Here is an 18643-nt window from a genome sequence, read left to right as displayed (position 1 = left end):
GGAGCAGAAGACCATCGACAACGGTGGGGCGGAAGCCCTCCGAGAGGGGCGCCGCCCCTCTCGGGCTCTCCCGGCCAAAGGCCGAAGGGCCTTTGGGAACCGTTACTTGGTGCTAGCGGAGGGCAGCCAGCACCTCGGACGGGGACGTCAGCGCAGCCCAGAGCAGCGCGCCGGCAGTCAAAGTCGCGGCCTTAAGTTCCTGCGGCGGCACCAGCGCCCGCGTGTCCGCGGCGGTCAGCAGGTAGCGCAGCGCGCTGCCGGGCTCGTCGAAACCCGCGACGAGGCGCGCCGCCGGGATGCCATGCGCGGCGAAGTTCGCATGGTCCGAATTCGTCATCAGCGGCAGGTGCGTGCGCAGCGGCAGCCCGACCGCCGCGGCCGCGCCCTTCAGGAAGGGGCCCAGCGCAGCAAAGCCGCTCGTCAGCGCCGTCAGCGACGACCCGCCCGCGATGGAATCGAGGTTGATGTTCATCGCCATCCGCGCCCGCCGTTGCGCGGGCAGCGCGGCCAGCCACGCGCGCGACCCCGCCAGCGCCCATTCCTCGGCGCCGAAGATGCACAGCGTCAGCCCGCGCGGGCAGTCCGGCACGAAGGGCGCGGCCGACCGCGCGAGGCACAGCGCGGCCGCAAGCCCCGTCCCGTTGTCGATCGCGCTCTCGCCCAGCGGATGCCCGTCGAGATGCGCCGACAGCACCACCCGGTCCTCGCTGCGCCCGGGCAGATCGAGCACCAGCGTCGGCGTCGTCGCCGCATGGTCCTCGCCGCGCAACGTCATCCGGACGCGCCGGCCCTCGGCGAGCAGCGCCCCGGCCTCCGCACTGATGCCGAGTGCGGGGATCCCCTGCCCGCCCCCGCGCCCGCTCGACCCCGAGACCGGGCCCACCCCGGGTTCCGGCTGCACGATCAGGAAGGCCGCGGCGCCGGCCTCGGTCGCGGCGTTCAGCTTGACGCGGCGATGCACCGTCCAGGCCGCGAAGGGATACTCATGGCGCGCGAGCACGGCGCGCCCCGCCGCCTCGCCATAGGCCCCCGGCGCCCCGCGCCCGCAATCGAGCGTGTCGAGCACGAGCCCTTCCGGCGGCGTCGCCGCCGCGCCGAGCAGGGGCGCGCAGACGAGGTCGCGGCCCGTGGCGATGTCCGTCAGCCGCGCCTCGTGGCAGGTCCAGCCGGCGTAGGGGGTCGGCTCATCGCTGACCGGCCCGATCGCCGCCATGCGCTCGGCCATCAGCGCGAAGCCCCGCGCCGCGCTCGCGCTGCCCTGCAACCGCCCGCCGGTGTCGCAGATCGCCGCGAAATCCGCCGCGAGCCCCGCATCCGCCGCGACGCGGCCGAGAAAGGCGGCGAGCGTCACTGCGCAGTGATGCCGCGCGTGCGCGCGATCTCCCCGTAGCGTGCGATGTCCTGGCGGATGCGCTGCCCGAAGGCGGCCGGGCCGTCGCTGCGCGGGATCACGGCCAGCGCCTCGAGCCGCGGCCCCATGTCGGGCGCACCCAGCACGACGGGCATTGCTGCGGCGATCTTCTCGATGATCGGGTCCGGCGTGCGCGCGGGCGCGAGCAGCCCCCACCAATGCTCCGCCACCAGGTCGATGCCCTGTTCGCGGAAGGTCGGGATGGTCGGATGGCTGCGCATGCGCTCGGCCGACATCACGCCGAGCCCGGTGATCTGCCCCGAGGACAATTGCGGCGCGGCCGATGCCACCGTGACGAACACCGTGTTCAGGTTGCCCGCCGCGAGGTCCTGGATCGCCGGCCCGCCCCCGCGATAGGGCACGTGCGTCAGCTGCGTGCCGGTGGCGATCTGGAACAGCTCGCCCATCATGTGGGAGGCCGCGCCGACGCCACCCGATCCGAAGGTGTAGTGCCCGGGCCGCGCCTTCGCGAGTGCCGCGAACTCCGCCGCGTTGCGCGCCGGCAAGGATGGATGACCGAAGATCAGCAGCGGCGCCGCGCCGACCATCACGACGGGGACAAGGTCCTTCTCGACGTCATAGGGCATGCGCGCCTGCAGCGCCGGCACGATGGCGTAGGGCAGGTCCGCGAGCAGCAGCGTATAGCCATCCGCAGGCGATCGCGCGACGAACTCGGTGCCGAGCATCGAGCCCGCGCCGGACCGGTTCTCGACCACCACCGGCTGGCCGAGCGCCGCGCCCAGCCCGGGCTGGATCAGCCGCGCCAGCACGTCCGACGACCCGCCGGGCGCGAAGGGCACGACCAGGCGGATCGCCTTGTTCGGCCAGTCCGACTGCGCGAGCGCGGGGGCGGCGAGCACCGCCCCCGCAGCACCCAGCAGCGTGCGGCGGGTCAGCCCTTCGGGCGCAGGCCGCACCAGTCGGCGATGAAGGTCGCGATGGTTCTCGTGCATGTGCGGAGGTCCTCGATCGAGGTGCGTTCGTCGAAACCGTGCGCCACTTCGCCCTTCGGCCCGTAGCAGAGGCCGGGGAAGCCGAAGTAGAGCCCGTAGTAGCGCGTGTCGTTCACCGCCGTGGTGCGGCGTTCGGGCATCTCGCCCCCATGCACCGAGGCATGGGCGGCGGCGAGCACCGCTTCCGCCTCGCTGCCGGGCTCGAGCACGTAGGGGTCGGTCTGGAAGCCGGTCCAGATGATCTCGGGCGGGTTGTTCGCCATGAAGGCGTCGGTCTTGGCGGCCGTCTTCACGCAGGCCTCGACGCGCGCCATCGCTTCCTCGGGCGTCATGCCGGGCACGAGGCCGATGCGGCAATCCACCTCGCACCAGGCGGGGGTCGAGGACGCCCAGTCGCCGCCGCGGATGATGCCGGGGTTGAACTTGATCGGGTCCTTGATGTCCGCATACCAGGGATTGGACTTCGCTTCCGCGTTCAGCACCTTGGTGTGCGCGTAAAGCGCGTTGATCAGCGCATAGGCCGACATGATCGCGTTGGTGCCGTCCTGCGCGACGGCGACATGGACGGGCACGCCGCGAACGCGCAGGCGGAACCAGATGGTCCCGGTCTGGGTGCGGGTGATGGTGTGGCCGGTGGGCTCGGGCACCAGCGCGGCATCGGCGCGGTAGCCGCGCAGCAGGGCGGCGAGCGCGCCGTTGCCGGTGCTCTCCTCCTCCGTCACCGTCTGCACGTAGACATCGGCGGCGGGCTCAAAGCCCGCGGCGCGGATCGCGTCCATGGCGAAGACCATGCAGGCGACGCCCGACTTCATGTCATGCGCGCCGCGCCCGTACATCCAGCCGTCGCGGATGGTCGCGGAATAGGGCGGGTAGGTCCACATCCCGTGCGGGCCTTCCGGCACCACGTCGATGTGGCCCTGCAGGATCAGGCTGCGGCCGGTGGGGTTGGCGGTGCGGTGGGAGGCGACGACCTGCATGCTCTCGGCCGGGTCTGCATCGACCATCGGCGCCATCTTCGGGTGGTCCGGCACGTCGGCGATGGAAAACCGGTCCACCGCATAGCCGCGCGTCACCATCTGCCGCGCGAACCAGTCCTGCAGCGGTGCCTCGCGCCCGCGGAGGGAGGGGAACCGCACCAGCTCCTGCAGGAAGGCCACCTGGCGGTCGAAATTCGCGTCGATGGCGGAGAAGATGCTATCGCGGGCCGCGGCGTCGGGCATGAACGGTCTCTCTGTCCTTCAGTTCGGCGGACGCGCGTGCACCGCCGTGGTGTGGTTCACCGGGGAGGGATCGTAGACGACCCGGTCGCGACGACCAGCCCATGTGTTGCGCAGGAAGATCACGGGGATGACGCCCTTGTCCTCCTGCAGGGCACGCGCTGCCTGATGCGTCAGCACCTGGCGCCGCTCGGGGTCCATCGTCGTGAGCGCGAGGCGCATCGGCTCGTCGATCGCGGGGTTGGAGTAGCGCTGCCGGTTGAAGGGCCCGAAGCCGAGGTCGGGATTGCGCGTCGCCACCACCTGCCGCAGCGGGTTGATGGTCAGGTAGCTGCTGAAATAGGTCATGAACATCGAGAATTCGCGGTTGGTCGCCCGGGTGAACAGGTTCGCCGGCGGCAGCGCCTGCACCGTGGTCTCGATGCCGACGCGGGTGAACTGCTGCGCCAGCGCCTGCAGCAGGTTCTGGTCGGACGGGAAGAACCCGTTCGGCCCATGCACCGTCAGGCGGAAGCCGTCAGGGTAGCCCGCCTCGGCGAGCAGCGCGCGGGCGCGGGCGATGTCGTGCGGCAGCGGACCCGGCGTCGGCAGGCGGTGCTCGGCGATCGGCGCGGCGAACTGGTCGGCGGCACTCGCCTGGCCGTGGTAGAGCCGCGCCGCGATGGCCTCCCGGTTGATGGCGAGCGAGAGCGCCTCCCGCACCCGCCGGTCGGCGAGCGGGTTGCGCGGCAGGGGATTTCCCTGCCGATCCGCGACGAAGGGCGAGGTGTCGCGCATCGAATCCGGGAACAGGTAGACGTAGGTGACGCTGTCGACCTCGAAGAGCGCGAAGCGCGGGTCGCGGCGGAAGGTCTCGACGTCCTGCACGGGGACGTAGTCGATCAGGTCCACCTCGCCGGCGAGCAGCGCCGCGCTGCGCGAGGCGGCCTGCGGGATGAAGCGGATCGTCACGCGGTCCCAGGGTTCCGGCGTGCCCCAGTAGGTCGGGTTGCGCGCGATCTCCATCCGTTCGTTCTGCGCGAAGGAGACGAGGCGATAGGGCCCGGTGCCGATGGCGAGCCGCCCGCTCGTGAAGTCCGAGGTCGCCGGATTGTCCCCATGGATGCGGCGCGAGAGGATGAAGGGCGCCGCCATGTCGAAGAACATCAGCGGGTTCGGTTCGTGCGTGCGGATGCGGATGGTGGTCGGGTCGACGATGTCGATGGCGCTGATGGTCCGCACCGCCGGGGTGTAGAGCGCCGGGCTGTTCGGCACCGTCGGGATGCGCGCGAAGGTGTAGGGGATGTCCGCGGCCTCGAGCGGCGTGCCGTCGTGGAAGCGCACGCCGGGGCGCAGCTTCACCTCCCAGGTCAGTTCGTCGATGGCCCGCATCGAGGTGGCGAGGCGCGGCTGCGGCACCGCGCGGTTGTCGAGCTCGAACAGACGCTCATAGATCTGCATGAGCATCATCGAGTTGTTGGTGGTGTTGTGATAGTGCGGGTCGAGCGCGGAAGGCGGCGTCTGCACGCCCATGGTCAGCGTCCGCTGCGCAGCCGCCGGCACGGCCGCGACGAGCGCCGCAAGCGCGGCGCCGAGCATCCCCTTCAGCATCCTCGTCCTCCCTGCGGCCGGGTCTAACGCCGGCCATCGCCAGGCAGCCTCCGTGTCCGCGGCCGCGCGCGTCAAGCGCGGCGAAACTCCGCTTGCGGTAGATACCGACCGGTTGGTATGTATTCCGACCATGGAAGGAAGCCCCCGCCGCACCGGCGACGCCCGGGCCAGGCTGCTCGACGCCGCGCTCAAGGCGATCCGGACGCGCGGCTACGAGGCCACCTCGGTCGAGCAGCTCTGCCTCGCCGCCGGCGTCACCAAGGGCGCCTTCTTCCACCACTTCCGCAGCAAGGAGGACCTCGGCACCGCCGCCGCCGCGCGCTTCCTCGAATGGCTCGAGGGCCTCTTCGCCCGCTCGGGCTGGCGCGACCGCGACGATCCGCTCGACCGGGTCCTCGCCTACATCGATTTCCGCACGGCGATCCTGCGCGGGGAGATCCCGCACTTCACTTGCCTGCTCGGCATGATGGTGCAGGAGACCTACGCGACCCACCCCGCGCTTCGCGCCACCTGCGAGGCCGGCATCCAGAGCCACCTCGCGCCGCTCGAGGCGGAGATCGCCGCCGCGCTCGCCGCGCGCGGCATCGACGGCATCTCCGCCGCAGGGCTCACGCTGCACATCATGGCGGTGATCCAGGGCGGCTTCGTGCTGGCCAAGGCCGCCGGCGGGCCGGCCCCGGCGATCGAGGCCATGCGTCACCTGCGCCGCTACGTCGAGCTCCTCTTCGCCACGCCGGATCAAGGGCAAGGAGCCGCGCCATGACCACCATCTCCGCGAATCTCTGGTTCGCGACCGAGGCCGAGGAGGCCGCGCGCTTCTACTGCGCGACCATCCCCGGCGCGCGCCTGGGCGACATCATCCGCATCCCGCCCGGCGGCCCGGGTCCGCAGGGCGGCGTGCTGCTCGTCGAGTTCACGCTCCCCGGCACCTCCGTCCTCGCGATGAACGGCAATCCGGGCGAGGGCTTCACGAATGCGTTCTCGCTGGTTGCCCTCTGCGCCGATCAGGACGAACTGGATCGGGTCTGGGATGCGCTCCTCGACGGCGGCCAGGCGCAGGCCTGCGGCTGGCTGAAGGACCGCTTCGGCGTCGCCTGGCAGGTGGTGCCCGAAGCCCTGCCGCGCCTGATGAAGGCCGGCGACGCCGCGCAGCGCGGCCGCGTGATCGCCGCGCTGATGCAGATGGTGAAGATCGACGCCGCCGCGCTCGAAGCGGCGTTCCAATAATCCTGAAGCCGGGAAAAGGAGGAAGGCCGATGTATGTCGATGGTTTCGTGCTCGCGGTGCCGAGCGCGAAGAAGGATGCCTATCGCGAACATGCCGAACGCTGCGTGCCGATCTTCAAGGAGTTCGGCGTGGTGTCGATGGTCGAGTGCTGGGGCGACGACGTCCCGGAAGGCAAGCTCACCTCCTTCCGCATGGCGGTGAAGCAGGAGGAGGACGAGACGGTCGTCTTCTCCTGGATCACCTGGCCATCGAAGGAAGTCCGCGACGCCGGCTGGAAGAAGGTCATGGAGGACCCGCGCATGAAGATGGAGGGCGCCGAGGCCCCCTTCGACGGCAAGCGCATGATCTACGGCGGCTTCAGCGTCCTCGTGAACGGCTGAGACGGAGGCACGGCATGTCCATCACCCCCTACCTCTTCTACGAAGGCCGCGCCGAGGAGGCGATCGGCTTCTACGCCAAGGCACTCGGCGCGACGACGGCGATGCTGATGCGCAACAGCGACAGCCCGGACCCGCCGCCGCCGGGCATGATGCCCCCGGGTTCGGAGCACAAGATCATGCACGCCGAGATCCGCATCGGCGAGCTGCCGCTGATGCTCTCCGATGGGCATTGCGCGGGGGCGGCGAAGTTCGCCGGCTTCGGCGTCTCCCTGCCCGCGCGCGACGCCGCGGAGGCCGGGCGCTTCTTCGCCGGCCTGTCCGATGGCGGGGAAGTGCGGCTGCCGCTCGGCCCGACCTTCTTCAGCCCGGCCTTCGGCATGGTGCAGGACCGATTCGGCGTGCTGTGGATGGTCAACGTCATGCAGGACGCGCCTTGATGGCGGTCGTCTTCGATCCCGCGCGCGACCTCGTGTTCGAGCGCGTGCTTGATGTCGCGCCCGCCAAGGCCTGGGCCTGCTGGACGCAGCCCACACTGCTCGAGCAATGGTTCTGCCCGGTGCCTTGGCGCGCCACCGACTTCGAGCTCGACCTGCGCCCGGGCGGCCGCTTCAAGTCGGTGATCCGCGGCCCGAACGGGGAGGTGATGCCGCAGAGCGGCTGCTTCCTCGAGGTGGTGCCGGAGCGCCGCCTGGTCTGGACGGACGCGATGGAGGAAGGCTTCCGCCCGCGCGCCGAGCCCTTCATGTCGGGCACCATCACCTTCGACCCGCAGGGCGCCGGCACGCTCTATCGCGCGGTCGTGCTGCACGCGAACGAAGAAACACGGGCGAAGCACGAGGCGATGGGGTTCCAGGAAGGCTGGGGGAAGGCGGCGGACCAGCTGGTCGCGCTCGCGCGGACGCTGTGAGCGGAGAGGGGCGGCGCCCCTCTCCCGACCTCTCCGGGCCAAGGGCCGCAAGGCCCTTGGAAGCCGCGACATCAGTCGCGCGGAAGGGTCGCGATCGCGCTCTCGTATTCGCCGGCGTCGAAGCCGACCAGCAGGCGATCGCCCAGCGCCAGGACCGGGCGCTTGATCATCGAAGGCTGCGCCTGCATCAGCGCCAGCGCGCGCGCTTCCGTCAGGCCCTCCTTCTCCGCGTCGAGCAGCTTGCGGAAGGTGGTGCCGCTGCGGTTCAGCAGCTTCTCCCAGCCCACCTTCGCCGACCAGGCCTTCAGCGTCGCGGCGTCGATGCCCGCGACCTTGTAGTCGTGGAAGTCATGCGCGACGCCGTGGGCCTCGAGCCAGGCCCGCGCCTTCTTCATCGTGTCGCAGTTCCTGATGCCGTGAATCGTGATGTTCATGCAGCGGCTCCGTCTCTCGCGACACCGAGGCTAGTCCAGATCCGAACGCAACGCGCGGGGAGCGACGCATGGCCGATCTCGTCCTGAGCATCTTCACCAGCCTCGACGGCTACTTCACCAGGCCCGGCGGCGAGTTCGCCCCGCCGCCCTGGTCCGACGAGGTCGAGCGCGAATGGTCCCTCGCCGCCCTCTCCCGCGCGAAGCACCTGATCTACGGGCGGGTGAACTTTCTCTTCAACAAGGGGTTCTGGAGCCCGGCGGAGACGGATCCGGCCAGCGTCGCCGCGCATATCTCCTACGCGCCGGTGATGAACGGGCTGCCCAAGACCGTCGTCTCGCGCACGCTGACGGGCGATCCGGGCTGGAATGCGCGCCTTGCGGGGCCGGACCTCGCGGCCGAGGTCGCGCGGCTGAAGCGCGAGGTCACCGGCGGGGACATCTTCGCCTTCGGCGGATCGAGCCTCGCCAACAGCCTGCTCGGGCTCGACCTGGTGGACGAGTTCTGGCTGATGGTCACGCCGGAACTCTACGGCGCCGGGGAGCCCTTCTTCCGCAACGGCCGCCCCGGGGCGCGCATGACGCTCACCGACTGCCGGCGCCTCGAGGTCGGGTCGGTCATCCTGCGCTATCGCCGCGCGCGGGAAGGGTGATCGCGATGGCGCTGACGCTGCTTGCCCACCCGTTCTCGGCCTATTGCCAGAAGGCGCTGGTCGCGCTGTACGAGAACGCGACGCCCTTTGCCTTCCGCATGGTGAACCTCGGCGATGCGGCGGATGCCGCCGCGCTCGCGGCGCTCTGGCCCTTCCGCAGATTCCCCGTGCTGCAGGACGGCGCGGCGGTGATCCCGGAGGCATCGGTGATCATCGAGCACTTGGACGTCCACCACCCCGGCCCCGTGCGCTTCCTGCCCGAGGATCGCGCCGCGGCGCTCGAGGTCCGGCTGATCGATCGCGTCGTCGACAACGACCTGCTGGCGCCGATGCAGAAGATCGTGCTCGACGTCATCCGCCCCGAGGGCGCGCGTGACCCCTTCGGCGTGGACAAGGCGCGCGCGACGCTGCGCATCGCCTATGCCTGGCTCGAGGACCGCCTCGCCGGGCGGGATTGGGCGGCGGGCGCGACCTTCACCCTCGCCGATTGCGGCGCGGCGCCGGCGCTGCTCTACGCCGACTGGGCGGAGCCGATCCCGGAGCGCCTCGCGCGTCTGCGCGCCTATCGCGCGCGGTTGCTGGCCCGGCCGTCCTACGCCCGCGCGCTGGAGGAGGCGCGGCCCTACCGGCACTTCTTTCCCCTCGGCGATCCGGGGCGCGACTGACCCTCAGGCGACGAGAGGCGCCGCGATCGCCTTCAGCACGGACATGGCGTCGCGCGGGGCGAGCCGCACCTGCAGCCCCCGCTGCCCGCCATTCATGTAGACGAGGTCGTGCGCCAGGGCCTGTTCCTCGATCGCCGTGCGCACCAGGCGCATCTGGCCGAAGGGACTGATGCCGCCGACCTTGTAGCCGGTGACGCGCTCCGCCTCGGCCGGCTTCATCATCTGCGCCGACTTCCCCCCGAAGGCGGCGGCGAGGCGCTTCATCGACACCTCGTGGTCCGAGGGCACGATGACGCAGGCCGGCTTGCCGTCCACCAGCGCCATCAGCGTCTTGAGCACGCGCGCCGGGCTCTCGCCCAGCGCCTCGGCCGCCTGCATGCCGATGCCGTCGGCGTCCGGGTCGTAGTCGTAGCTGTGCACCGTGAACGCGACGCCGGCCTTGGCCAGCATGGTCGTCGCGCGCGTGGCCTTGGACACGGTTCAGCCCGCCCGGTGCAGGAAGCAGCCGGGCGCGTGGTCGTCGACGATGCCGACGGCCTGCATCCAGGCATGGACGATGGTCGGGCCGACGAACTTGAAGCCGCGGCGCTTGAGTTCCTTCGAGGCGCGCTCCGACAGCGGCGTCACGCTCGACCCGTTGCCGCGCACCGTCGCGCCGCCGGTGAAGGACCAGCAGAAATCCGCGAAATCCTCACCCGCCGCCTGCATGGCGTTGAAGATGCGCGCGCCGGCGATGGTGGCCTCGATCTTGGCGCGCGACCGCACGATGCCGGGATCGGCCAGCAGGCGGACGATGTCGGCCTCATCGAAGGCGGCGACCTTCACCGGGTCGAAGCCGGCGAAGGCGGCGCGGAAGGCCTCGCGCTTGCGCAGGATGACCGTCCAGGACAGGCCCGCCTGGAAGCCTTCCAGCATCAGGCATTCCCACAGCGCGCGGCCGTCGCGGACCGGCACGCCCCATTCGGTGTCGTGGTAGTGGCGCTCGAGCGGATCGCGCTCGGCCCAGGCGCAGCGGGTGACGGGGTCAGCACTCATGCGCGGATGTTCGCATCATGTTCCTGCCCTGACCAGTCTCAGCCGGAAGCGGGCACCGAGAGGTAGTCCGCCGCGCACATCACCTGCAGCTTGAGCACGTTGATCGCTTCCTCGATCGTCACATGCTCGTTGTCCGTCCCCATGCTGAGCGGGGACGGGCCGCAGATCACCGCGGGAATGCCGCGCCAGCGCCAGTAGCGCGTGTCGGTGCCGCCCAGGCTGCACACCGGCGGCGCGTCCATCCCGAGCAGCGCGCGGGTATTGGCGCGCAGGATGCCGGCCATCTCGCCGAACGGATCGGTGCTGCTGGCGGGATAGGAATGGTCCTCGTTGACCGTCAGCGTGCAGCCGAATTCCTCGGCCAGCAGCGGCAGTTCCGCCCGCACGCGGTCGCGGTCGGGCCCGACCGGAAAGCGCATGTCGACATGCACCGTGCAGCCGGTAGGGATCTGTGTCGCCTTGCGCCCGCCCTCGATGATGCCGGCATTCACCGTGATGCGCAGCGCGTTGTCGGTCGCCCCCTGCCCCAGGATCGCATCGGCCGCGGCGACGCTGTCAGGCGAACGCAGCACGGCGGCGAATTCCTCGGGCATCTCCGCGAGCCGGCCGTGGTAGCGGTCGTAGAGCGCCTGCGTCGCGGCCACCACCTGCTGGATCGGGTTGTTCGCGCGATGCGGATAGCCGCCATGCCCGCCCGGCCCGGTCGCGGATAGCGCGAAGCGCAGCGTGCCCTTCTCCATGAAGCGGAGGTTGCCGAGGCCGCTCGGTTCCCCGTTCAGGCAGCAATCGCCGGCGATGTCCTCGGCGTGGTTGTCGAACAGGAACTTCGTGCCGTAGCGCCCGCCCGACTGCTCGTCCGAAACCACGGTCAGCGTCAGCATCCCGAACAGCCGGTTGCGATGCGGATAGAGCAGGCAATAGGTCAGGATCGACGCCAGCGTCCCGGTCTTCATGTCCGAGGCGCCGCGCGCGACGATCCGGTCGCCCTCGATGTCCGCCGCCCAGAGCCGGTCATCCGACACCGGGAAGACATCCATGTGCCCGTTCAACACCAGGTGCCGCCCGACATGGGGCGCATGCCAGCGGGAGAGGATGTTCGGCATCTCCTCCCGCGCCGCGACGGTGTGGTGCTCGAGCCCGAAGCGATCGAGGATGCCGCGCACGAAATCCGCCGCTTCGCGCGTGTCGCCAGGCGGGTTGACCGAGCGGATGCGCAGGAAGTCCCGCAGCAGCGTGATGACGTCGTCGCGCCTCTCGTCGATGTGGCGGCAGAGCGCCGCCTTCAGCGCGTCGGGCGTCATCACTCCCACTCGATCGTCCCCGGCGGCTTCGACGTGATGTCGTAGGTCACCCGGTTAATCCCGCGCACCTCGTTGACGATGCGGTTCGCCACGCGGCTGAGGAATTCCATGCTGAACGGATAGACATCGGCCGTCATGCCGTCGGTCGAGGTCACCGCGCGCAGCGCGCAGGCCTGGTCGTAGGTGCGGCCATCGCCCATCACGCCCACGGTGCGCACCGGCAGCAGCACCGCGAAGGCCTGCCAGATCGCGTCGTAGAGACCCGCGGCGCGGATCTCCTCGAGGTAGATGCTGTCCACCTTGCGCAGCAGGTCCGCCTTCTCGCGCGTCACGTCGCCGGGAATGCGGATGGCCAGGCCCGGCCCGGGGAAGGGATGGCGGCCGACGATCTCCTCGGGGATGCCGAGCTCGCGGCCGAGCTCGCGCACCTCGTCCTTGAACAGGTCGCGCAGTGGCTCCACCAGCTGCATGCGCATCCCTTCGGGCAGGCCACCGACATTGTGGTGCGACTTGATCGTCACCGAAGGCCCGCCAGTTGCAGAGACGCTCTCGATCACGTCCGGATAGAGCGTGCCCTGCGCGAGGAAGTCCGCGCCGCCGATCTTGTTCTGCTCCTCCTCGAACACCTCGATGAACAGCCGGCCGATCGTCTTGCGCTTCACCTCCGGGTCGGTGACGCCGGAGAGCTGGCCGAGGAACAGGTCCGACGCGTCGCGGTGGACCAGGTGGATGTTGAAGCGGTCGCGGAAGGTCGAGACGACCTGCTCGCTTTCGTTCGCCCGCATCAGCCCGTGGTCGACATAGATGCAGGTGAGCTGGTCGCCGATCGCCTCATGGATCAGCACCGCCGCGACCGAGGAATCGACGCCGCCGGACAGGCCGCAGACGACGCGGCCCTTGCCCACCTGGGCGCGGATCTTCGCGACCATCTCGGCGCGGAAGGCGCCCATGGTCCAGTCGCCGCGGCAGCCGCAGACCAGGTTGGTGAAGTTGCGCAGCAGCGCCGCGCCATGCGGCGTGTGCACCACCTCGGGGTGGAACATGGTGCCGTAGTAGTGGCGCTTGTCGTCGGCGATCAGCGCAAAGGGCGCGCCCTCGCTGCTCGCCACCACGCGGAAGCCGGGGGGCAGTTCGGTGATGCGGTCGCCATGCGACATCCAGACCTGCTCGCGCGCGCCCTTGGCCCAGACCCCCTGGGTGATGGCGCAGTCGCCGGTCACGTCGACATAGGCGCGGCCGAATTCGGCGGCGTGCCCGCCCTCGACCGTGCCGCCGAGCTGATGCGCCAGCGTCTGCTGCCCGTAGCAGATGCCGAGGATCGGCAGGCCCGAGGCGAAGGCGTAGTCGGGCGCGCGGGGGCTTTCCCCCTCGGTGACCGAGGCCGGCCCGCCCGAGAAGATGATGCCCTTGGGGGCGAAGGCGCGGATGCGCTCCTCGGGGGCTTTGTTGAAGGGCCAGACCTCGCAATAGACCCCGGCCTCGCGCAGGCGGCGCGCGATGAGCTGCGTCACCTGGCTGCCGAAGTCGAGGATCAGGATCCGGTCGTGGCGGGGGGCGGAATCAGCAATCGGGTCGGCCATGGCGGCGTGAAGCACACCGCCGCGCCGCGGGCAAGACTACCGCTCGCCGGCCGGGGCGGTGGCCGAGAGCAGGCTCTCGATCGGGTCCCAGACGAAGGCGGCCTGCTCGACCGGCTGGCCGCCGACGCGGATCATCTCCCGCGCCGCCTCCCGCCCGCCGATGTGCTGGTAGAACCAGCGCGTCGGATTGGCCCGCAGCACCCACAGCATGGCCGACCGGCAGCCCACGGCGCGCAGATGCGCCCCCATGGCCCGCATCAGCCGCCGCCCCGCGCCCCGTTCCCGCCAATCCTCGAGGAGGTAGAGCGTCTCCACCTCCCCCTCCGCAAGGCCGGCGCGACGCGCGCGGCCCCCCGAGGCAAAGCCCACCACGGTCGAGGCCACGCCCCGCTCGGGTGCATCCGCCCCGCCGGCCACCGCGACGAAGACGGCATGCCCTTCGCGCCGGTCCAGGATCGCCCGCTGATAGAAACCCGCCAGCCGTGCGGGCGACAGCGCCGCGAGGTAGGCGTCGGGGAGGATGCCCGCGTAGCTCGACCGCCACACCGCCGCGTGGATCTCCCCGATCGCCGGCGCATCGGCCGGGCGGGCGCGGCGGATACTGATCACGTCGCCCGCTCCAGCACCGCGCAGAAGAAGCCGTCGGTCCCCTGGGCGCCGGGCGAGAGCGCGAGCCATGGCCCGGCGCAGGGCGCCGCCGCGCCCGGCATCAGCGCGGCCCAGAGCCCGTCCAGCGGCACCGGCCTGAAGCGCGGGTCGCGCGCCAGGAAACGCTCCATCTGCTCCTCGTTCTCCTGCAGCAGGAGTGAACAGGTAGCGTAGACCAGCCTTCCGCCGGGACGCACCAGTTCCGATGCGGTCGCGAGAATCTCATGCTGCACCGCAACGAGCTCGGCGAGGTCCTCGGGCCGCGTCCGCAGCCGCGCATCGGGGTTGCGCCGCCAGGTGCCGGTGCCGGTGCAGGGGGCATCGACCAGCACCCGGTCGAAGGACCCGGCACGGCGCTTGGCCCAGCGGTCGCCGGGGACGAGCAGGTGCCGCTCGGCGTTGTCCACCCCGGCGCGGCGCAGGCGCTTCGCTGCCCCTTCCAGCCGCGGGGCGGAGGTGTCGCAGGCGGTGATGCGGCCCCGGTTGCCCATGGTCGCGGCCATGGCGAGCGTCTTGCCCGCCGCCCCGGCGCAGTAATCCGCCACCCGCATCCCCGGCCGGGCGTCGGCGAGCAGCGCGATCAACTGGCTGCCCTCGTCCTGCACCTCGATCAGCCCATCCTTGTAGGCCTTGGTGCCGGTGACCGGGCGGCGGGAGGGCAGGCGCAGCCCCCAGGGCGAGAAGGGCGTCGGTTCGGTGGCAAGCCCCTCCCCCGCCAGCATGGTGGCGGCGGCCTCCCGCGTGGTGCGCAGAAGGTTGGCGCGCAGATCGAGCGGCGCCTCCGCCTCCAGCGCCGCGGCTTCCTGCGGCAGCCGCGCCCCGAAGCGGGCCGCGAAGGCAGGCATCACCCATTCGGGCAGGTTCAGCCGGGCATGGTCCGGCATCGCCGCGTCGATCAGCGGGCGCCCGGCCAGGGACGCCGCGGCCCGCCGTTCCCCGGCATCGAGCGCGGCCGGCCCGTAGCGCGACCCGTCGAAGGCGGCCTCCGCCGCCTGGCGCGTGCGGCCATGGTCGTCCGCCCCGGCGGCCAGCACCATCTGGGCGAGCACCAGCAGCCTCGGCGTCGGCGCCATGCCGATCCGCGCCAGGTGCCAGTCGAGCCGCAGCCGCTGCCGCACCACGCCCCAGGCGAGTTCCGAGACCGCGCGCCGGTCTCCGCCGCCGATGAAGCGGCGGGCACGGAAGAAATCGCTCGCCACCGCATCCGCCGGGCGGCGGCGGGCGTTGGGCGCGAAGCACTGCTCCTCGAGCGCCGCGAGCAGGTCGATCGCGGCGGCAATCCGGGCGGAGGGGGTCACGCGATGACGTCGGGCAGGCGCGAGAGGTCGGGCAGAACCGGAATCCCCGCGGCGGCAAGGCCGTATTCGTCCGGCGCCCCGCTGCGGTTCACCCGCACCACGCGCATGTTGAAGGCATGCGCGGCCTGCGCGTCCCAGGCATTGCCCGAGACGAAGACGAGTTCGTCCGGCGGACAGCCGAACTGCCGGGTGGCGAGGCGATAGACGCGCGGATCGGGCTTGAAGATGCCGACCTCCTCGACGCTCAGGATCTCGTCGATCTGCTTCGCAAGGCCGGCGGCCTCGACGGCGGCGGCGAGCATCCCGGGCGTGCCGTTGGACAGGATGGCGGTGGTGATGCCCTGGGCACGGATCGCGGCCAGCATCGCCGGCACCTCGGGATAGGCCGGCAGGGTGCGGTAGGCCTCCATCAGGTCGCGTTCCAGCGCCTTGTCGGCGATGCCGTGCCGGGCGAAGACGAATTCCAGCGCATCGCGCGTGCAGAGCCAGAAATCCTCGTGATGCGCCGCGCCGGTGAGGCTCCGCACCCAGGTGTATTCCAGCTGCTTCGCACGCCATTCGGCCGACAGGGCCTCCCACCGCGCACCAAGGCGCGCGGCGTGGCCTTCCATCGCGGCATTGACGTCGAGCAGCGTTCCATAGGCGTCGAAGACGACCGCTTCCGGCGCGGGCATGAACCGACTCCTTCCCCGGGACGCCAGGATGGACGAGATGGCGCGGCGCCTGAAGGGCCCCGCGCTCCCGATCCCGTGAGCAGGATCACCGTCGGATCAGCTCTCCGCGCGGTAGTTCGGTGCCTCGCGCGTCACCGCGACGTCGTGGACGTGGCTTTCGCGCAGCCCGGCGCCGGTGATGCGGCGGAAGCGCGCCTTGGTCTGCAGTTCCGGGATCGTCGCGCAGCCGGTGTAGCCCATCGCCGCGCGCAGGCCGCCGACCATCTGGTGCAGCACCGCGCCCACCGGGCCCTTGTAGCCGACGCGGCCTTCCACACCCTCGGGCACCAGCTTGAGGCTGTCCTGCACCTCGGCCTGGAAGTAGCGGTCGGCAGAACCGCGCGCCATGGCGCCGAGGCTGCCCATGCCGCGATACGACTTGTAGGAGCGGCCCTGGTAGAGGAAGACCTCGCCCGGCGCCTCGTCCGTGCCGGCGAAGACGCTGCCCATCATCACGCAGTCGGCGCCGCCGGCGATCGCCTTGGCGAGGTCGCCCGAGGAGCGGACGCCGCCATCGGCGATGGCCGGCACGCCCTTCTCCCGCGCGGCGGCCGCGCTTTCCATCACGGCGGTCAGCTGCGGCACGCCGACGCCCGCGACGATGCGGGTCGTGCAGATGGACCCCGGGCCGATGCCGATCTTCACCGCGTCCGCACCCGCTTCGATCAGCGCCAGCGCGCCTTCGGGCGTCGCGATATTGCCCGCGACGACCTGCACCGAGTTCGACATGCGCTTGATCTTCTCGACCGCGGCCATCACGCCGTGGGAATGCCCATGCGCGGTGTCGACCACAACCACGTCGACATCCGCCGCGACCAGCAGCTCGGCGCGGCGCAGCCCGTCCTCGCCCACGCCGGTCGCGGCCGCGACGCGCAGGCGGCCCATCGCATCCTTCACCGCGTTCGGGTTGGCCTGGGCCTTGTCCATGTCCTTCACGGTGACGAGGCCGACGCAGCGATAGGCGTCGTCGACGACCAGCAGCTTCTCGATGCGGTGCTTGTGCAGCAGGGCGCGGGCCTGGTCGGGCGTCACGTCCGGGCTCGCGGTGATCAGGTTCTCCCGCGTCATCAGCTCGTAGACACGCAGGTTCGGGTCGGTCGCGAAGCGGACGTCGCGGTTGGTGATGATGCCGACGAGGCGGCCCGTGCCGCGCTCGGTCACCGGGATGCCGCTGATGCTGTGGCGTTCCTGCAGCGCGCGGACCTCGGCGAGCGTCTGGTCCGGGTGGACCGTCAGCGGGTTCACCACCATGCCGCTCTCGAACTTCTTCACCTGGCGGACCTGGGCGGCCTGCTCCTCGGGCGAGAGGTTCTTGTGGATGACGCCGATGCCCCCCGACTGCGCCATGGCGATCGCCATGTTCGCTTCCGTCACCGTGTCCATGGCGGCGGAGATCAGGGGGATGTTGAGCGAAATCTCCCGAGTCAGCCGCGTCCGCGTGTCGGTCTGCGCGGGCAGGACGGTGGAGAAGGCGGGAACCAGCAGCACGTCGTCGAAGGCGTAGGCCTCCTCGAGCCGGATGACGCGCGAGGTGGGGGCCGGGGCCTCGGGGGCGGGCATGCTGTCGGGGGGTGCCATGGGGGGAAACCTTCTCGCGCGAGGGACTCGACGCGGCGGCGGGGCGATCCGCAACCTTGGCGGGGCCCCTTAGCCCCGAACCGGGGCGCGCGTCCAGCGCGGGCCGCGCATGGCAGGCAGCGATGCGCGTCAGCCGGGCGCCGCGGCCTCGTTCGGCAGGGTCTGGTCCATGGCGAGCGCGGGCACCGCCTCGGCGCACCAGCCGACGACCCGGGCCGGCACCCCGGCGACCGTGGCGCAGGGCGGGACGTCCCGCAGCACCACGCTGCCGGCGCCGACCTTGGCCCCGCGCCCGATCACCACGTTGCCGAGCACCTTGGCCCCGGCGCCGAGCAGCACGCCGTCGCGCACCTTGGGATGGCGGTCGCCGCGGTCCTTGCCGGTGCCGCCCAGCGTCACGCCCTGCAGGATCGAGACATCGTCGCCGACCACCGCGGTTTCCCCGACCACGACGCCGGTGCCGTGGTCGATGAAGACGCCGCGGCCGAAGCGGGCTGCCGGATGGATGTCCACCGCCAGCGCCTGGGCGACGCGGCTCTGCACGAAATACGCGAGCGCCTGCCGCCCCTGCCCCCAGAGCCAATGCGCGACGCGATGCCACTGCACCGCGTGGAAGCCCTTGTAGTGCAGGAACGGGACAAGCGGCGCACCGGCCGCGGCGGGGTCGCGCGCGCCGACGGCGATGAGGTCCGCGGCCGCGGCGGCGGCGATGTCAGGGTCGTCGGCGATCGCCTCGGCCACCAGGTCCGACAGGCGGTCGCGGGAGGCGAAGGAATCCTCGAGCCGCAGGGCCAGCACCGCCGGCAGGCCCTGGTCGAAGCAGGACCAGCGCAGCACCGCGGCGTGCAGGAAGGGGGCGAGGATCGGTTCCTCGCGCGCCGAACGGCTCGCCGCGGCGAGGAGCTGCGACCAGACGGTCGCGACCTCGATGGGCGGCGGGTCCTCGGGGGTCACCGCATCGGGGCATCCTGACATGGCGCCGTCTCCTCCTCGGGCCCGCGGGATATCGGTGCGCGGGGGCGTCGATGGAAGGGGCGGGTTTTCCGCCTCGCGGGG

At 71.3% G+C, this 18643-nt stretch carries 21 protein-coding genes; 7 read left to right on the top strand and 14 right to left on the bottom strand.

The window, feature by feature from the left end; all coding sequences use genetic code 11:
• Positions 1–112: 112 nt before the first annotated feature.
• The 4 genes from GWK15_RS16320 to GWK15_RS16305 are packed head-to-tail and all read right to left on the bottom strand — an operon-like array spanning position 113 to position 5171.
• On the bottom strand, positions 113–1351 hold the full coding sequence (locus GWK15_RS16320; protein ID WP_168042408.1) for a M28 family peptidase: 1239 nt from the start codon (positions 1349–1351) through the stop codon (positions 113–115).
• The gene (locus tag GWK15_RS16315; protein ID WP_168042407.1) at positions 1348–2364 is read right to left on the bottom strand and encodes a tripartite tricarboxylate transporter substrate binding protein; all 1017 of its coding nucleotides are present in this window, start codon (positions 2362–2364) and stop codon (positions 1348–1350) included. Before GWK15_RS16315 ends, GWK15_RS16320 begins: the two co-directional genes overlap by 4 nt.
• The gene (locus GWK15_RS16310) at positions 2304–3584 is read right to left on the bottom strand and encodes an ArgE/DapE family deacylase (RefSeq protein ID WP_168042406.1); all 1281 of its coding nucleotides are present in this window, start codon (positions 3582–3584) and stop codon (positions 2304–2306) included. The genes GWK15_RS16315 and GWK15_RS16310 overlap by 61 nt, the downstream gene beginning before the upstream one ends.
• An 18-nt stretch (positions 3585–3602) precedes the next feature.
• The gene (locus GWK15_RS16305) at positions 3603–5171 is read right to left on the bottom strand and encodes an ABC transporter substrate-binding protein (RefSeq protein ID WP_168042405.1); all 1569 of its coding nucleotides are present in this window, start codon (positions 5169–5171) and stop codon (positions 3603–3605) included.
• A 130-nt stretch (positions 5172–5301) separates the two neighbouring features.
• Between GWK15_RS16305 and GWK15_RS16300 the strand changes: the two genes are divergently transcribed.
• From GWK15_RS16300 to GWK15_RS16280, 5 genes are read left to right on the top strand one after another with little or no spacing between them, the layout of a single operon-like run.
• Complete coding sequence (locus GWK15_RS16300) at positions 5302–5934, top strand: TetR/AcrR family transcriptional regulator (RefSeq protein ID WP_168042404.1); 633 nt, start codon at positions 5302–5304, stop codon at positions 5932–5934.
• Positions 5931–6398, top strand: a complete 468-nt coding sequence (locus tag GWK15_RS16295) for a VOC family protein (RefSeq protein ID WP_168042403.1) — start codon at positions 5931–5933, stop codon at positions 6396–6398. The genes GWK15_RS16300 and GWK15_RS16295 overlap by 4 nt, the downstream gene beginning before the upstream one ends.
• Positions 6399–6427: 29 nt before the next feature.
• Positions 6428–6778, top strand: coding sequence for a DUF1428 domain-containing protein (locus GWK15_RS16290; RefSeq protein ID WP_168042402.1), 351 nt, complete (start codon positions 6428–6430; stop codon positions 6776–6778).
• Positions 6779–6792: 14 nt separating this feature from the next.
• Positions 6793–7215 (top strand): VOC family protein, encoded by a 423-nt coding sequence (locus tag GWK15_RS16285; protein WP_168042401.1) that lies wholly within the window; start codon positions 6793–6795, stop codon positions 7213–7215.
• Positions 7215–7685, top strand: coding sequence for an SRPBCC family protein (locus GWK15_RS16280; RefSeq protein ID WP_168042400.1), 471 nt, complete (start codon positions 7215–7217; stop codon positions 7683–7685). Before GWK15_RS16285 ends, GWK15_RS16280 begins: the two co-directional genes overlap by 1 nt.
• A 71-nt stretch (positions 7686–7756) precedes the next feature.
• Here GWK15_RS16280 and GWK15_RS16275 read toward each other — a convergent pair whose 3' ends face one another.
• Positions 7757–8119 (bottom strand): ArsC family reductase, encoded by a 363-nt coding sequence (locus GWK15_RS16275; protein ID WP_168042399.1) that lies wholly within the window; start codon positions 8117–8119, stop codon positions 7757–7759.
• Between the two features lie 68 nt (positions 8120–8187).
• Here GWK15_RS16275 and GWK15_RS16270 point away from each other — a divergent pair, with 68 nt between their 5' ends.
• Positions 8188–8769 carry a dihydrofolate reductase family protein gene (locus GWK15_RS16270; protein WP_168042398.1) on the top strand — a complete coding sequence of 194 codons (582 nt, stop codon included), beginning with the start codon at positions 8188–8190 and terminating at the stop codon, positions 8767–8769.
• A 5-nt stretch (positions 8770–8774) separates the two neighbouring features.
• A complete protein-coding gene (locus GWK15_RS16265; protein WP_168042397.1) occupies positions 8775–9434 on the top strand; it encodes a glutathione S-transferase family protein in 660 nt (219 codons plus the stop codon).
• A gap of 3 nt (positions 9435–9437) precedes the next feature.
• Here GWK15_RS16265 and ybaK read toward each other — a convergent pair whose 3' ends face one another.
• From ybaK to cysE, 9 genes are all read right to left on the bottom strand, one after another.
• A complete protein-coding gene (ybaK, locus tag GWK15_RS16260) occupies positions 9438–9911 on the bottom strand; it encodes a Cys-tRNA(Pro) deacylase (protein WP_168042396.1) in 474 nt (157 codons plus the stop codon).
• Between the two features lie 3 nt (positions 9912–9914).
• Complete coding sequence (locus GWK15_RS16255) at positions 9915–10469, bottom strand: DNA-3-methyladenine glycosylase I (protein WP_168042395.1); 555 nt, start codon at positions 10467–10469, stop codon at positions 9915–9917.
• Positions 10470–10507: 38 nt separating this feature from the next.
• Positions 10508–11770, bottom strand: a complete 1263-nt coding sequence (locus GWK15_RS16250) for a M20/M25/M40 family metallo-hydrolase (protein ID WP_168042394.1) — start codon at positions 11768–11770, stop codon at positions 10508–10510.
• Complete coding sequence (guaA, locus tag GWK15_RS16245; RefSeq protein ID WP_168042393.1) at positions 11770–13350, bottom strand: glutamine-hydrolyzing GMP synthase; 1581 nt, start codon at positions 13348–13350, stop codon at positions 11770–11772. The genes GWK15_RS16250 and guaA overlap by 1 nt, the downstream gene beginning before the upstream one ends.
• Positions 13351–13386: 36 nt before the next feature.
• Positions 13387–13959, bottom strand: coding sequence for a GNAT family N-acetyltransferase (locus tag GWK15_RS16240; protein ID WP_168042392.1), 573 nt, complete (start codon positions 13957–13959; stop codon positions 13387–13389).
• Positions 13956–15296, bottom strand: a complete 1341-nt coding sequence (locus tag GWK15_RS16235) for a methyltransferase domain-containing protein (protein ID WP_168042391.1) — start codon at positions 15294–15296, stop codon at positions 13956–13958. The genes GWK15_RS16240 and GWK15_RS16235 overlap by 4 nt, the downstream gene beginning before the upstream one ends.
• Positions 15293–15970, bottom strand: coding sequence for a haloacid dehalogenase type II (locus tag GWK15_RS16230; protein ID WP_168042390.1), 678 nt, complete (start codon positions 15968–15970; stop codon positions 15293–15295). Before GWK15_RS16230 ends, GWK15_RS16235 begins: the two co-directional genes overlap by 4 nt.
• 96 nt (positions 15971–16066) lie before the next feature.
• Positions 16067–17587 carry an IMP dehydrogenase gene (gene guaB / locus GWK15_RS16225; RefSeq protein ID WP_408891895.1) on the bottom strand — a complete coding sequence of 507 codons (1521 nt, stop codon included), beginning with the start codon at positions 17585–17587 and terminating at the stop codon, positions 16067–16069.
• 129 nt (positions 17588–17716) lie between these two features.
• Positions 17717–18562, bottom strand: a complete 846-nt coding sequence (gene cysE / locus GWK15_RS16220) for a serine O-acetyltransferase (RefSeq protein ID WP_168042389.1) — start codon at positions 18560–18562, stop codon at positions 17717–17719.
• Positions 18563–18643: the final 81 nt, after the last annotated feature.

Source organism: Neoroseomonas oryzicola, assembly GCF_012163135.1.
Classification (GTDB): Bacteria; Pseudomonadota; Alphaproteobacteria; order Acetobacterales; family Acetobacteraceae; genus Neoroseomonas; species Neoroseomonas oryzicola.
This window is presented reverse-complemented; position numbering and strand designations above follow the sequence as displayed.

Excerpts from the sequence above, each read along its gene's own strand:
- GWK15_RS16315 (WP_168042407.1), bottom strand. The coding sequence starts at position 2,364 with ATGCACGAGAACCATCGCGACCTTCATCGCCGACTGGTGCGGCCTGCG.
- GWK15_RS16310 (WP_168042406.1), bottom strand. The coding sequence starts at position 3,584 with ATGCCCGACGCCGCGGCCCGCGATAGCATCTTCTCCGCCATCGACGCG.
- GWK15_RS16305 (WP_168042405.1), bottom strand. The coding sequence starts at position 5,171 with ATGCTGAAGGGGATGCTCGGCGCCGCGCTTGCGGCGCTCGTCGCGGCC.
- GWK15_RS16300 (WP_168042404.1), top strand. The coding sequence starts at position 5,302 with ATGGAAGGAAGCCCCCGCCGCACCGGCGACGCCCGGGCCAGGCTGCTC.
- GWK15_RS16295 (WP_168042403.1), top strand. The coding sequence starts at position 5,931 with ATGACCACCATCTCCGCGAATCTCTGGTTCGCGACCGAGGCCGAGGAG.
- GWK15_RS16290 (WP_168042402.1), top strand. The coding sequence starts at position 6,428 with ATGTATGTCGATGGTTTCGTGCTCGCGGTGCCGAGCGCGAAGAAGGAT.
- GWK15_RS16285 (WP_168042401.1), top strand. The coding sequence starts at position 6,793 with ATGTCCATCACCCCCTACCTCTTCTACGAAGGCCGCGCCGAGGAGGCG.
- GWK15_RS16280 (WP_168042400.1), top strand. The coding sequence starts at position 7,215 with ATGGCGGTCGTCTTCGATCCCGCGCGCGACCTCGTGTTCGAGCGCGTG.
- GWK15_RS16275 (WP_168042399.1), bottom strand. The coding sequence starts at position 8,119 with ATGAACATCACGATTCACGGCATCAGGAACTGCGACACGATGAAGAAG.
- GWK15_RS16270 (WP_168042398.1), top strand. The coding sequence starts at position 8,188 with ATGGCCGATCTCGTCCTGAGCATCTTCACCAGCCTCGACGGCTACTTC.
- GWK15_RS16265 (WP_168042397.1), top strand. The coding sequence starts at position 8,775 with ATGGCGCTGACGCTGCTTGCCCACCCGTTCTCGGCCTATTGCCAGAAG.
- GWK15_RS16255 (WP_168042395.1), bottom strand. The coding sequence starts at position 10,469 with ATGAGTGCTGACCCCGTCACCCGCTGCGCCTGGGCCGAGCGCGATCCG.
- GWK15_RS16250 (WP_168042394.1), bottom strand. The coding sequence starts at position 11,770 with ATGACGCCCGACGCGCTGAAGGCGGCGCTCTGCCGCCACATCGACGAG.
- guaA (WP_168042393.1), bottom strand. The coding sequence starts at position 13,350 with ATGGCCGACCCGATTGCTGATTCCGCCCCCCGCCACGACCGGATCCTG.
- GWK15_RS16230 (WP_168042390.1), bottom strand. The coding sequence starts at position 15,970 with ATGCCCGCGCCGGAAGCGGTCGTCTTCGACGCCTATGGAACGCTGCTC.
- guaB (WP_408891895.1), bottom strand. The coding sequence starts at position 17,587 with ATGGCACCCCCCGACAGCATGCCCGCCCCCGAGGCCCCGGCCCCCACC.
- cysE (WP_168042389.1), bottom strand. The coding sequence starts at position 18,562 with ATGTCAGGATGCCCCGATGCGGTGACCCCCGAGGACCCGCCGCCCATC.